15 protein-coding genes are annotated in these 12,808 nt (G+C 63.9%); 1 reads left to right on the forward strand and 14 read right to left on the reverse strand.

Annotation, left to right across the window (positions count from 1 at the left end; genetic code table 11):
• Nucleotides 1-33 precede the first annotated feature (33 nt).
• From fliM to fliF, 8 genes are all read right to left on the reverse strand, one after another.
• A complete protein-coding gene (fliM, locus tag AC0V2Y_RS21685) occupies nucleotides 34-1,020 on the reverse strand; it encodes a flagellar motor switch protein FliM (protein WP_034754035.1) in 987 nt (328 codons plus the stop codon).
• A gap of 6 nt (nucleotides 1,021-1,026) precedes the next feature.
• On the reverse strand, nucleotides 1,027-1,539 hold the full coding sequence (gene fliL, locus AC0V2Y_RS21690; protein ID WP_475416610.1) for a flagellar basal body-associated protein FliL: 513 nt from the start codon (nucleotides 1,537-1,539) through the stop codon (nucleotides 1,027-1,029).
• A 186-nt stretch (nucleotides 1,540-1,725) separates the two neighbouring features.
• Nucleotides 1,726-2,988, reverse strand: a complete 1,263-nt coding sequence (locus AC0V2Y_RS21695) for a flagellar hook-length control protein FliK (RefSeq protein ID WP_475416609.1) — start codon at nucleotides 2,986-2,988, stop codon at nucleotides 1,726-1,728.
• Nucleotides 2,989-3,007: 19 nt separating this feature from the next.
• Entirely contained in the window at nucleotides 3,008-3,448 is a 441-nt protein-coding gene (fliJ, locus tag AC0V2Y_RS21700; RefSeq protein WP_230539667.1) for a flagellar export protein FliJ, read from the reverse strand.
• A 32-nt stretch (nucleotides 3,449-3,480) separates the two neighbouring features.
• Nucleotides 3,481-4,797: a flagellar protein export ATPase FliI gene (fliI, locus tag AC0V2Y_RS21705; protein WP_227742184.1), complete on the reverse strand. Its 1,317-nt coding sequence runs from the start codon at nucleotides 4,795-4,797 to the stop codon at nucleotides 3,481-3,483.
• 89 nt (nucleotides 4,798-4,886) lie between these two features.
• Nucleotides 4,887-5,588: a flagellar assembly protein FliH gene (locus AC0V2Y_RS21710; protein ID WP_475416627.1), complete on the reverse strand. Its 702-nt coding sequence runs from the start codon at nucleotides 5,586-5,588 to the stop codon at nucleotides 4,887-4,889.
• Nucleotides 5,589-5,631: 43 nt separating this feature from the next.
• Nucleotides 5,632-6,630, reverse strand: a complete 999-nt coding sequence (fliG, locus tag AC0V2Y_RS21715; RefSeq protein ID WP_034754023.1) for a flagellar motor switch protein FliG — start codon at nucleotides 6,628-6,630, stop codon at nucleotides 5,632-5,634.
• The gene (fliF, locus tag AC0V2Y_RS21720; protein WP_058049019.1) at nucleotides 6,623-8,338 is read right to left on the reverse strand and encodes a flagellar basal-body MS-ring/collar protein FliF; all 1,716 of its coding nucleotides are present in this window, start codon (nucleotides 8,336-8,338) and stop codon (nucleotides 6,623-6,625) included. The genes fliG and fliF overlap by 8 nt, the downstream gene beginning before the upstream one ends.
• Before the next feature lie 337 nt (nucleotides 8,339-8,675).
• Here fliF and fliE point away from each other — a divergent pair, with 337 nt between their 5' ends.
• Nucleotides 8,676-8,978, forward strand: a complete 303-nt coding sequence (gene fliE, locus AC0V2Y_RS21725) for a flagellar hook-basal body complex protein FliE (RefSeq protein WP_474295863.1) — start codon at nucleotides 8,676-8,678, stop codon at nucleotides 8,976-8,978.
• Between the two features lie 139 nt (nucleotides 8,979-9,117).
• Here fliE and AC0V2Y_RS21730 read toward each other — a convergent pair whose 3' ends face one another.
• From AC0V2Y_RS21730 to fliD, 6 genes are all read right to left on the reverse strand, one after another.
• Nucleotides 9,118-9,864, reverse strand: a complete 747-nt coding sequence (locus AC0V2Y_RS21730) for a flagellar brake protein (RefSeq protein ID WP_475416608.1) — start codon at nucleotides 9,862-9,864, stop codon at nucleotides 9,118-9,120.
• 25 nt (nucleotides 9,865-9,889) lie between these two features.
• On the reverse strand, nucleotides 9,890-10,216 hold the full coding sequence (locus tag AC0V2Y_RS21735; RefSeq protein ID WP_035821344.1) for an EscU/YscU/HrcU family type III secretion system export apparatus switch protein: 327 nt from the start codon (nucleotides 10,214-10,216) through the stop codon (nucleotides 9,890-9,892).
• Entirely contained in the window at nucleotides 10,209-11,390 is a 1,182-nt protein-coding gene (gene fliK, locus AC0V2Y_RS21740) for a flagellar hook-length control protein FliK (RefSeq protein ID WP_475418159.1), read from the reverse strand. Before fliK ends, AC0V2Y_RS21735 begins: the two co-directional genes overlap by 8 nt.
• Nucleotides 11,391-11,416: 26 nt before the next feature.
• Nucleotides 11,417-11,743: a flagellar protein FliT gene (locus AC0V2Y_RS21745; RefSeq protein ID WP_475416606.1), complete on the reverse strand. Its 327-nt coding sequence runs from the start codon at nucleotides 11,741-11,743 to the stop codon at nucleotides 11,417-11,419.
• A 3-nt stretch (nucleotides 11,744-11,746) separates the two neighbouring features.
• Nucleotides 11,747-12,193 (reverse strand): flagellar export chaperone FliS, encoded by a 447-nt coding sequence (gene fliS, locus AC0V2Y_RS21750; RefSeq protein WP_475416605.1) that lies wholly within the window; start codon nucleotides 12,191-12,193, stop codon nucleotides 11,747-11,749.
• Nucleotides 12,194-12,215: 22 nt separating this feature from the next.
• Nucleotides 12,216-12,808, reverse strand: a 593-nt coding sequence (gene fliD / locus AC0V2Y_RS21755) for a flagellar filament capping protein FliD (RefSeq protein WP_475416604.1), incomplete at its 5' end; no start/stop codon positions are given.

The raw sequence follows: 12,808 nt of genomic DNA on the forward strand, positions 1-12,808 counted from the left end.
CAGATGCGGGCCGCAGCGCGGCCCGGGTATTTCTTAATGGTTATTCATATTGTCGGCGTTAGCCAGCAACTTTTCGACTTTGAGCGCATATTGTCCGTTCAACACGCCATACGTGCAATCCATCACGGGCACGCCGTCGACGGTGGCGGCGATCAGTTCGGGGATATTCAGGGGGATGATGTCGCCCACCTTCATGTTCAGGATTTCGTCGAACGACACCCGCGCCGTGCCCAGCGAAGCCACCAGCTCGACTTCGGCGATCTGGATCTGCTGCGTCATCAGGCGGATCCAGCGCTTGTCCACTTCCAGCGCCTCGCCCTGCAGGCTCGAGGTCAGCGAATCGCGGATCGGCTCGATCATCGAATACGGCATGCAGAAGTGAATCTGTCCGGAAACGGAGCCCAGTTCCACCGTAAACGTGGAGGCGACTACAACCTCGTTCGGCGTGGCGATGTTGGCGAACTGCGTGTTCATTTCTGAACGGATATATTCGAACTCGACGGGGAAGACCGGCTCCCACGACTTGGTGTACGCCTCGAAGACGATGTCGAGGATGCGCAGGATGATGCGCTGCTCCGTCTGCGTAAAGTCGCGCCCTTCGACGCGCGTATGAAAGCGTCCGTCGCCGCCGAACAGATTGTCGACCAGCAGGAACACGAGGCCCGGATCGAAGACCATCAGGGCCGTGCCGCGCAGCGGCTTCATGTGTACCAGGTTCAGGTTGGTCGGCACCACCAGGTTACGGATGAACTCGCTGTATTTCGAGACGCGCACGGAACCGACCGACACTTCGGCGCTGCGGCGCAGGAAGTTGAACAGGCCCACGCGCAGCAGCCGGGCGAAACGCTCGTTGATAATTTCCAACGTTGGCATCCGGCCGCGCACGATGCGCTCCTGGGTCGCCAGGTTGTAGGTACGAACTCCCGTGACATCTTCCGGCGCCTGCGCGTCGTCCTGGTCTCCGTTGACGCCCTTCAGAAGGGCATCGACTTCTTCCTGGGAGAGGAAATTATCGGCCATGGCTGCTTATTGAATGATGAATGCGGTAAATAATACGTCCGTCACGTCCTGCTCCGGCCCTTTGTCCTCGAACGGCTGGTTCACCTGATTGATGATTTCGGCCGCCAGCTGCTGCTTGCCTTCCACGGTATTGAGTTCGGAAGCCTTCTTGCCGGACAGCAGCAACAGCAAGCGGCTGCGCACCTTCGGCATGTTCAGCTTGATCGTATCCATTTCTTCCGGACTGGCCACCTGCAGGGTAAACGCGATCTGCAGATATTGCTCGCCATTTTCCGGCTGCAAGTTGACGGTGAAGGCATCGACGGGCACGAAAACGGGCGGACCTGCCTTGGAAGCGGCATGTTTTTTCTTGTTGGGCGCCGCTTCTTCCTTATCGGCCTTGCCATGCAGGAAGTACCAGGCGGCACCGCCGCCAAGGCCGCCGGCCACCAGCACCGAGGCCAGCACGATGATCAGAAGCTTCTTTTTCGAGGCGCCGGCGGGGGCCAGGCCTGCATCTGCTTTCGGATCTGCTTTCATTTTTGGATTTGCTTTCAATGGTACTCGGGTGCATGGAAGTGGATCACGACGCCATTATGTCATTATCGGCAAATTCTGCGCAGAAGGATGCAGTGAAAAGAGGGCGGAAGCGCCCTCAACTCGCTGTTTTTATACGAAAAGTTATGCCGTGGGGCGCGCCTGTGGCCTGCGGACGACGAATTGTCTTCAGGCAAAAGTATCCACGGCACTCAGGCTGGGCCGGCCGCGCGTACCGGTCGCCGGCGCGATGGCGATCTCGCCACCGGAAACGCCGCCGCCCTGGCCATTGCCACGGCGTTCGCCGGGGGCGGCGCGTTCTCCATTGTTTTGCTGTTCCGGCGTGCCCGCCGAGACGGTGGCGCTGCCGAAGGCGATGCCCGCTTCGCTCATCATTTCGCGCAGGCGCGGCATGGCCGCTTCCAGCGCCTGGCGTACTTCCGGCTGGGCCGACATGAAGGCCGCGTCGGCCTGGTCATTAGTGACCGTCAAGACCACTTGCACGGGTCCCAGATCGGGCGGATTCAGGGTCAGGGTGGCGCTCTGGTCGCCGCCGGCCGCCATCCACACGACTTTCTGCCCCAGCTGCTGGTCCCAGGCCGGCGAGCCGACCCGGCCCGTCAGCTTGTCGGCCGGCACGGCCACGGCGGCCGCGGCCTGCTGCAGCGCACCCGGCTGCAACTGGGCCGCCAGGCGGCTCAGGTCGGCAGGCGTTTCCTTGATGACCGGTTCGGCCACGGCGGCGCCCGCCTTGGCGCTGGCGGCCAGTTGCGCGTCGATGGCCAGCTTGCCCGGCTCGGTCTTGCCGCTTGGGACGCTGGCGCCTGGCGTGGCTGTTGTCTTGCCTTGGGCCTGGCCCAGGCTGCCGGCAAAGTCGCCGTCGTCCGCTGGCGCGGCGGCGATGGCCTTGCCGCTGCCCTGGCCGGCTGCCAGCAAGGGGCCGCTTGCCGGGCCCTTGCCGTCGGCCTTGACGCCGGCGCGCGCGGGCAGTTCCGGCACGGCCTTGGCCGCTGGCGGCTGGATGGCCAGCTGGATGCTGCCCACGAGGGCCAGCATGTCGGCGGCCGGATCGGCTGGCGGTGCTGTCTCGGCGGGGACGCTGGCCTCGGCCGGCGCGTTGTCGCCGGTCGCTTGTGCGGCTGCCTCGGCAACTGGCGCTGCCGGCTGGCCGCCGTTGGCGGCCGGTTCGGTGTCCGCTTGCGCCGGCTTCGCTTCGTTCGCCGGCGCCTGGGCCGCGGTGGACGGCGCGGCGGCGGGAGGGCTGGCGGGACGGGCCGCCGGCGCTTGGACTTGCGCCGTATTGCGGCTGGCCTGGCGCTGCTCGATCTGGCGGTTCAGGGTGCGTTGGAAGTCGCCCGCCGTGCCGCTGGTGGACGGCTGGCTGCGGTTGGCGGCGCCCGGCGTGGCGTTCGGCGAGACGATCTGGGAAATCGGGATTGGCTGGGTTTGCATGATGCTGCCTCAGTGTTGCTTAGCGTTTGTAATAGGCTTGTCGCGCCGCGTGCTCATCCATTGCTTTCTGGTCGCGCTTGTTTTCCAGCTTCAGCGCTTGTTCCTGCGCCCGGTTGTTCAGGGTGGTGTACGACATGCGCTTGCGTTCGGCCAGCTGCCAGCGCATCTTTTCATTCTCGCTGCGCGCCTGCGCATGCTCGACCACTTGCTGCTGGCCCAGGATGGCGCTGTCGAGCTTGACCATGAAGGCCTGGAAGTTGCGGTAAGCCATGGGCGTGATGCCGCTGCTCATGCTCGTCTCGAAACGCTTGGCATAGTCGTCGCGGTAGCCGGACAGCATGTCGAGCTTCTGGCGGCAATCGTCGAGCGCTTTCAGGGCCGCGCCCAGGCGCTTGGCGCAATCGTCCGTTTCGCGCTGGGCGAGGTCGATCAGGGTTGCAAGTTGGGAAGGAGAAGCCATGGCTGATTATATTCCCGCTATGCAAGTCCTAATCAGTCGAATAGAGCGGTAAGTTGCCCCAAGCTCTCGTCCATGCTGACCCGTTCCGTGATTTGCTGCTGTAAAAACGCTTCGATCTTTTCATGCAGGGCGATGGCCTGGTCCAGCACGGGGTCGGTGCCGGCGCTGTAGGCGCCCACGCTGATCAGGTCGCGGCTGCGTTCGTAGCGCGAATACAGCTGTTTCAGCTTGCGCGCCTGCTGCTGGTGTTCATGCGTGGTGATCGAGTGGGCCGCGCGCGAAATCGATTGCTCGATGTCGATGGCAGGGTAGTGGCCCGCCTCGGCCAGGCGCCGGTTCAGCACGATATGCCCGTCCAGGATGGCGCGCGCCGAGTCGGCGATCGGGTCCTGCTGGTCGTCGCCCTCGGTCAGCACGGTGTAGAACGCGGTGATCGAGCCGCCGCCTTCCTCGCCATTGCCGGCCCGTTCCACCAGCACGGGCAGCTTGGCGAAGACGGACGGCGGATAGCCCTTGGTGGCGGGCGGTTCGCCGATGGCCAGGGCGATTTCGCGCTGCGCCATGGCGTAGCGGGTCAGGGAATCCATGATCAGCAGCACGTTTTGCCCCTGGTCGCGGAAATGTTCGGCAATCGCCGTCGCATACGCGGCCCCTTGCAGGCGCATCAGCGGCGGCGTGTCGGCCGGCGCGGCCACGACGACGGAACGGGCCAGACCTTCGGGGCCGAGGATTTGCTCGATGAATTCCTTGACTTCGCGGCCCCGTTCGCCGATCAGGCCGACGACGATGACGTCAGCCTCCGTGTAGCGGGCCATCATGCCCAGCAGCACGCTCTTGCCCACGCCGGAACCGGCGAACAGGCCCATGCGCTGGCCACGGCCCACGGTCAGCATGGCGTTGATCGAGCGCACGCCCACGTCGAGCGTGTCGACGATGGGCGCGCGGCCCAGGGGATTGGCGGGGCGCACGTTGATGGGGGCGCTGTCCGTCGTGTGCAGCGGACCGAGCTGGTCCAGCGGCCGGCCCGCGCCGTCGAGCACGCGGCCCAGCAGCTGCGGTCCGACGGGCAGGTGGCGCGCGCGGTCGCTGGGGCGGCGGCGCGGGTGCGCCACGCTGCCGGGGCGGGGGATGGCCGGTTCGACGGAAAACACGCGCGTGCCGGGCACGATGCCCTCGACGTCGCTTTGCGGCATCAGGAACAGGCGGTCGCCTTCAAAACCCACCACTTCCGCCTCGACCCGGCCGCCATTCGGCAGCGGCACGGTACAGGCGGCGCCGACGGCCAGGCGCAGGCCCACCGCTTCCATCACCAGGCCGGCCACGCGCGTGACGCGGCCTGAAATCTGCATCGGTTCGACAAAGCCGACCACGGCCGAACAGTCGCTCAGGTAGGCGCGCCAGCGCGCCGCATGGGCCGTGGGGCCTTTGACGGGCTCGCTCACGGCGCCAGCCAGTCCAGGTCTTTGCCCAGCGCATGCGTCAGGCGGTGCCAGCGGGTGGATGCCTGCGCGTCGATCTGGTTGCTGGCCGTATCGATCTTGCAACCGCCGCGTTCCACGGACGGATCTTCGATGACGCGCCAGCCACCTTTGTCGAGCTCATCGCCGATACCGTCGCGCACGACTTGCGCGTCTTCCGGGTTGAGCATCAGCAAGGCAGGTTGTTGTAGCACAGGCAAGTATTCGATGGCTTCGCGTACCACGGGCAGCATCAGTTCGGGACGCACGGGCAAGGCCGTCTTCAGCATGCCCTTGGCCAGCTGCAAGGCCAGCTCCATGACGTCATTGGCGATCAGTTCGTCGGCCTGGTGCACGGCCGTGCCGAAGTCGACGGCGATGGTCTGCAGGTGCGCCAGCTCGATGGCGGAAGCCGCCTTGCCTTCCGCATACGATTGCGCATGGCCATCGGCATGTCCGGCCGCGTGGCCTTCCGCATAGCCGGCCGCGCGGCCTTCCTCGAAGGCCGTGGCACGCGCCTCTTCGCGGATGGCGTCGAGTTCTTCCTGCGTCGGGTATTCGAGCGGCGGGGCCGGCTCTTCCTCTTGCAGCTCGGCAAATGGGTCGAACTCGGGCTCGGGTTCCGGTTCGAGCAGCTTGCGCGCCGCCACCACGCTGGGACGCTCGTCGCCAAACGAGGTCATTTCCCAGCGCTGGTAGGCGGTTTGCTGCTCTTTGGGAATCAGATTAGACAAACGAATCCTCGCCTTTTCCGCCTAAGACAATCTGCCCCTCGTCCGCCAGGCGGCGCACGATCTGCAGGATCTGTTTCTGCTGCGATTCCACTTCCGACAGGCGCACGGGGCCTTTCGACTCGAGGTCTTCGCGCATCATCTCGCCGGCGCGCTGCGACATGTTCTTGAAGATCTTGTCGCGCAGTTCCTGCGAGGCGCCTTTCAGGGCGATGATCAGCATTTCCGACTGTACTTCGCGCAGCAGCAGCTGGATGCCGCGGTCGTCGATATCGATCACGTTGTCGAACACGAACATTTCGTCCATGATCTTTTGCGCCATGTCATTGTCGTAATTCTTGATATTGTCCATGACGGAGCCTTCCTGCTCGCCGCTCATGAAGTTCAGGATCTCGGCCGCCGCGCGCACGCCGCCCAGCGACGATTTCTTGATGTTTTCGTTACCGGACAGCAGTTTCGTCAGCACGTCGTTGAGTTCGCGCAAGGCGGCCGGCTGCACGCCGTCCAGGGTGGCGATGCGCAGCACCACGTCGTTGCGCAGGCGGTCCGTGAAATGGCCGAGGATTTCGCACGCCTGGTCGCGTTCCAGGTGGACCAGGATGGTGGCGATGATCTGCGGGTGCTCGTTGCGGATCAGCTCGGACACGGATTGCGAATCCATCCACTTCAGCGATTCGATGCCGGACGCATCCTTGCCGCCCAGTATGCGCGACAGCAGCACGGACGCCTTGTCGTCGCCCAGCGCCTTGGTGAGGACTTGTCGGATGTATTCGTCCGAATCGAGGCCGACGGTGGAATTGAGTTCCGTCTGCGCGCGGAAGTCGCCGAGCACCTCGACCACCTGTTCGTGCGCGATGCCCTTCATGGTGGCCATGGCGGCGCCCAGTTTCAGCACTTCGCGCGGGCCGAGGAATTTCATCACCTCGGCCGCTTCGCTCTCGCCCAGTGCCAGCATCAGGATCGATGCTTTTTGCAGTCCCGTTGTCTCAGTCATTATTGCCTATCCATGCTTTGATGACGTTGGCCACCACGCGCGGGTCTTCCTGCGCCAGTTTCCGGGCCATCGCCAGGTTTTCGCGGTAGCCGCGCGCCGTGTCTTCTTCCAGTTCTTCCAGCTCCGCTTCGCTGAGCAGGACTTCGTTTTCTTCGCCGTCCTTGGCCAGTTCCGGCTCGATGACGGGCGGCGGGGCGCCGAAATCGTCGATCTTGCGCATCACGGGGCGCAGCATCGGGCGCACGATCTTGATGAAGATATACAGCAGGATCAGGGCCGTGATGAGGAATTTTGCCAGTTCCTTGGCCAGCGGCAAGTTGGCCGGGTCGCGCCACCACTCCAGCTTGCCTTCCGGCGCGCGGTCGATGCCGTCGAACGGCGAGTTGGCCACGCTGAAGCTGTCGCCGCGTTCCTTGTTGTAGCCCATCGCTTCCTTGACCAGATTATTGATCTGGACCATTTCGGCAGGGGAAATCGGCTTGACCGTGACCTTGCCATCCTTGTCGAAGCTGCGGCGGTAGTTGACGACGACGGCCACCGACAGGCGGCGCAGGCCGCCCATGGATTTCTGTTCGTAGCGCACGGTCTTGTCGACTTCGTAATTCGTCGTCGATTCCTTTTGCGTCGGCGCCGTCGGCGCGCCGCCCGGGGCGCCCGGCGCCTCGGCCGTCAATGGCGCCGTGGCCACGCCCGGCGGCTGGTTCGACAGCGCGCCCGGCACGCCGGACGGGTTGGCATTGCCGGCGCCCGTCGATTCGCTCGTTTGCTGGCTGCGGATGGTGGACGCTTCCGGCGGCGAGTTCGGCTTGTAGGTTTCGGCCGCCTGCTCGCTTTGCGAAAAATCAACATCGGCCGTCGCTTCGGCGCGCACATTGCCTTCGCCGACGATGGGCAGCAAGATCGATTCGACCTGCTTGATCACGCTTTGCTGCAATTGCTGCACGTACTTCAGCTGGTTCGGATCCAGGCTCTTGATGCCGTTGGCGCGGTCCTTATCCTTTTCCTGGTTCGACAGCAAGGTGCCGGCCTGGTCGACCACGGTGACATTGATCGGCAGCAATTCCGGCACGCTGGACGCCACCAGGTGCACGATGGCGCTCACCTGCAGCTGGTCCAGGCCGCGGCCCGGATGCAGGTTCAGCAGCACCGAAGCCGTCGGTTTTTGCTGTTCGCGCACGAAGACGGATGGTTTGGGCAGGGCCAGGTGGACTCTGGCCGTATCGACGGCGGACACGGATTCGATCGATTTCGCCAGCTCGCCCTCGAGCGCGCGCTGGAAATTGACCTGTTCCAGGAATTGCGATACGCCCAGCTTCTGGTTTTCCATCAGCTCGAAGCCCACGTTGCCGCCCTTCGGCAAGCCTTGCGCCGCCAGCTTCAGGCGCGCGTCGTGGACTTGCTCGGACGGCACGAGAATGGCGCCGCCGCCTTCGGAAAACTTGTGCTTGATGCCCAGCTGGTCCAGCGATGCGGTGATGGCGCCGCCGTCGCGGTCCGTGTAGTTGGAAAACAGCACCTTGTACTCGGGCGGCTGGTTCCACATGTACAGGGCCACGCCGATGGCGATCAGCGCCGCCACGCCCAGGCCGCGCAGGAAATTCTTGCCCATCGGCGTCTTGGCGAAGGCTTGCACGGATTCCACGGGCGAGCGGGCAGGCGCCGGTTCCGGCGGTATGCGGTTCACATCGATTTCTTCGGCTACAGCCATGATTGCCTTCCGGGGCGCGTGTATATACGTATATTAGGTAATGCGTGGGGGCCGCTTCCACTGGAGGAGGGGCGATATGCAGAATTATCCGCCACTGTCACGCGCTTCAATCGTCCAAATAGAAGGCGCTTTTGCCGCCTGCTCGGCCGAGCGGCTGGCGTTGGCGCTGGTATTGTGGAACCCTGGCAACATGTGACGGAAGTTATTGTACCCGTCGTTGCCTTGCAGGCTGGAGTTTTGTTCTCTGGGTGCAACAGGCAAGGAACAGTTATGCAGCAGACCAGAATCGGGAGGCGAAGTGAAAACAGGCGGTATCGATAGCAGCAGGATCGAGGCGATGATCGCGCAACTGAAGTCGGCGGCCACGCGGCCGGAGGCGAAAATACCGGCGATCCAGACCGAGGCTCCGGCGGCGAAGGTGAATTTTGCCGATGCCTTCAAGAGCGCGCTGGACTCCGTGAGCGGCGCGCAGAAGGCCTCGTCGGCGCTGGGCCAGCGCTTTACCATGGGCGACGAAAAGGTCAGCCTGTCGGACGTGATGGTGTCGATGCAGAAGTCGAGCATCGAATTCCAGGCGACGGTGCAGGTGCGCAATAAATTAGTGTCGGCATATCATGAGATCATGAATATGCAGGTTTAACGTATCGCCAAAGCTACTGCGCGGCGCGCTTTGCGGCCTGCGATGCTCGCTGTGCTATAGCACAGCTGCGCGTCTCGGCCGCAAATCATCGCCGCTCGCTACGCTTTTGCGAAACGTTAAGCTTTGACTCTAGATTGAATTAACCCAGCCCCGCCATGCGCGCATTACGTTCTCGTTCAAGGCGCGTGATATAGCGCTGCACGTGCGCCAGCATGCTGCGCGGCAGGTCGACGAATTGGCAGCCCAGGCGGCGGTTCAGCTTGTTGTTCAGCAGGGTCATGTCCAGCGAATTGCGAATTTGCAAAGTTGCGGTGACGATGCCGACGTCGGGCAAGTCGATGCGGCAGCCGGGATAGTCCCTGCCGATGGTCTCGCCCAGCATCAGTTTATTGTCGAGGATGGCGATGCCGCCGCAGCTGATGTCGGCCAGCGGGAACAGCGTGTCGGCGCCGCCCAGCGAGGGGGGCAGGGGAATCGCCACGCGCACGGGATTGCTCACGGGCGTCGTCATGCGGTAATACTCGCGCCGCTGCAAGCGGATCAATGTTTCTGGAATGGCAATTTTCAAGGCGGGCGTGCCGCCGTAGTTGCACTCTTCCACCAGGGCGCTGGCAAACAGGATGCGGATCTTGTCGAGCGAGGTTTCAAACGAGATGCCCGTGGCGGCCACCATGCGCCGGTTCTGGTCGGCGTTCACGGAACGGTCGAGGATGACGGTATTGCGTTCGGCATCGACTTCCAGGATGGAAGTGACGCACACATCGGATTCACCGTGGATCAGCATGCGGATCAGCTGGTTCTTTTCGCTGATGCCACGCAACAAGGCGATGATTTCCCGCCGCGATTCCACTTCAAAATCGTGCCAGTTTTCGAGGCCGGAATCCATAATATGTGCTTGCATTGATGCCTGTCTATGTATCGGTGAGGTTGACGCTGGTGTCGGGCGGCGGCGGGATGGGCCCGCCATTCGCAGATTCAATATGATATAACCAGGCCAGCAGTTCCGCAATCGCCCGATACAGGCCCGGCGGAATCTGGCGGTCCAGGTCGACATCCATCAGCAAGGCCACCAATTCCTTCGATTCATGCACGAAGACGCCGTGTTCGCGGGCCGTGCTGATGATCTGATCCGCGATCAGGCCGCTGCCCTTGGCCACCACCTTGGGCGCCGGCGTGCCGCTCTGGTAGGCGAGGGCGACGGCCGTCTGCGGCACCTTGCGCTTGGTGTCGTCAAGCATCGTCTTCTCCAGCCGCTGCCTGCGGCTTGCCGGCGATCGTCAACGATGACAATGGCCAGCCGGCCGCGGCTAGCGACGCTTCCAGGCGCGCCGCATGCTGGCGCAGGGTGTCGGCGCTGGCTTCGCTGCCGGCCTGCATCTGTATGGCCACGCTGCCGCCCTGCAACACCACGTGCGCCGCCAAGTCGCCCAGCAGCGGGAACTGGAAGCGCACATTGCTGCGCCAGGCCGTCGCTTCCTCGTCTCCGTCACGGCCCTCGTGCTGCTGTCCCTCCGGCGCATCGCGGCTGATATCCCACTGCATCTTCTGGCCGGGCCATGCTTCGCCTTGCCACTGCACGCGCGCCTGTTCGTGCGTATGCAGCTGCAGATTGATCAGTTGCGCCGATGCCAGGTCGGTGCCCGTCCTTGGGATGTCGCCCTGTGCCGCCTTCTGCATTTGCGGCTCCAGCAGCAGCGAGGCCAGCGGCCGCTTGCCTTCGGCCCATTCGGCCACGTGCGATTCGTAGAACAGGCCGCTGCTGCCGACGGCATCCTGCAGTTTCTGCGCCACCTGGGCGGGATTGGCGCCCGGCGTGGTCATCAGCGGCGTCTTGCCGACCAGCGCCAGGGGCGCGCCGGGCACGCTTTCCGCCTGGCTGAGCACGCTGCTGATGGCGCGCGCGGTGGTGCTCAGTTCGGGCGCCGGCGTGTCGCCGGCCAGGGCGGGCAGCAGATTGGCCGGCGTCAGCGGTGCGCGGCTGAGCAGGGTGGCGGCCGTGCTGCTGGCGCGCGTGCCGGCCTGGGCGGCGCCGGCCTGGGGGCCGCGCAGGTCGGCTGCCTCGGGCTCGGCTTCCGCGTCCGCATACGTCAGCAGGGTGCCGGCGGGCTGGTCGCGGTTATTGCCGATTTGAAAAGAGGGGCGGGGATTGATGCCGATCAAGGTCAGCGGGATTTCCGTGTCCGCCTGGGCGCCGGCCGGCAGCTGCATGCGGGCCGGCGTGCCGGCCACGCGCACGAGGAAGCTGCCGTCGCCCATGCGGGCCAGCACCTGTCCCTGCATGGATTTGCCGATCAGTCCCTGCAGCGAGCGCTGGAACTCCGCCTGGCGCGGGTCGGCCACGGCATCGGCCGGACGCGTGACCTTGACCGGGGTCAAGGGTGTCATGCCGATCGCATCCATCTTCGGCAACATGATAGCTGACCTTGCCCCGTGGGCGTTTAGACGCCGTAGGCGTTGACCAGGCGCCGCTCGGTGCCGGTGCTGCTGATCAGCTTGGACAGTTGCGCCATCCACGGCATGGTCAGGTCGCGGATCTTGCGGTCGTCTTCCAGGATCTGCTTGATCAGGGCGACCTTGCGCTGGCGGCCGGCGCTTTCCAGCACGATTTTTGCTTCATTCGCCTTCAGCGCGGCCACATGCGCGCTGACTTGCTGCTCCAGCGCTTCGAGCGCGTCCCAGTCGGCGTTGCCGGCGGCGGTCACCATCCGGCCCGTCAGGGACTGCATGGTTTCGTAGGTGGTCAGGACTTCTTGATGGGTCATCATGGATCAGGCGCTCGCAAGGCTGGGCATACGTTTCAGATCGGCGCCGGGAATGGCGGCGGGGGTGGAACCAATGGCGTTCCAGGTTTCACGCAAGTCGGTGAGCAGGCGCTGCACTTCTTCCAGCACGCTGATATCGTTGTTCAGGTTGGCCATCAGCAGGCGCGCGCTCATGTATTCATACAGGGCGTCGAGGCCTTCGGCGATCTCGCCGCCCGCGTCCTTGTCCAGGCTGGCGCGCAAGCCATTGTCGATGATCTGGATGGCTTTCGAGATGGACTTGCCTTTTTCCGGCACATTGCCCGATTTCATGTGCACTTGCGCGCTGAGCACGGCCACCAGGGCGCCGTCGTACAGCATCACGATCAGCTTGTGCGGCGAGGCCGAGACGATGCCCGTTTCCAGGCCGACCTTGGCATAGGCGTTGACGCCGCGTTGTTGGGTTCCAAACATGTAATTCTCCTGATGATTGGGCTTAACGGTTGGCGGCGATGGCGGCCAGCTGCTGGGTCAAATATGATTGCGTGGTCGCCAGGCTGCTCAGAGTCACGTCAAGGCGCGAATACTGGGCGCGGTAGCGCGCCTCGATCGTGCTCAGTTTGTCCGAGAAACGCTGGCGTTGCTCGGCCACTTGCGTGATGCTGTCGTTGATGCCTTTGGTGCGGCTGGTGATCATGCCGCCCGTGCCGAGAAAGGACGTGGCCAGATTGTTCAGCTGATAAGCGTAGCCTTGCGAAAAACTAATATTGCCGCGTGAACCGATGGTGCCGCCGGTAATTTCTACTTTCAAACCTTCCGCTGGCGATCCGGCGGCCCCAGTCAGACTCTGGCCGGACCCGACGACCGGTTGTCCGCCTATGGTGCCGGCCACGTCAGTGCCGACGGTTGGCGTGGCGCCGCCGAACAGGCCGTCGATGGGCGTGCCCGTGCCATTCGAAATGGCAATATTGGAGACGGAGCCATAACGGGCTGATGCCACGCTGAGCTTGCCGTCGCCATCAATAGTGGCGGCCACCGAGGAACCCGTATCGGAAAAGGTCTTGATGCCATTGATCGACGACTGGATCA

The organism is Janthinobacterium sp. BHSEK (genome assembly GCF_056174685.1).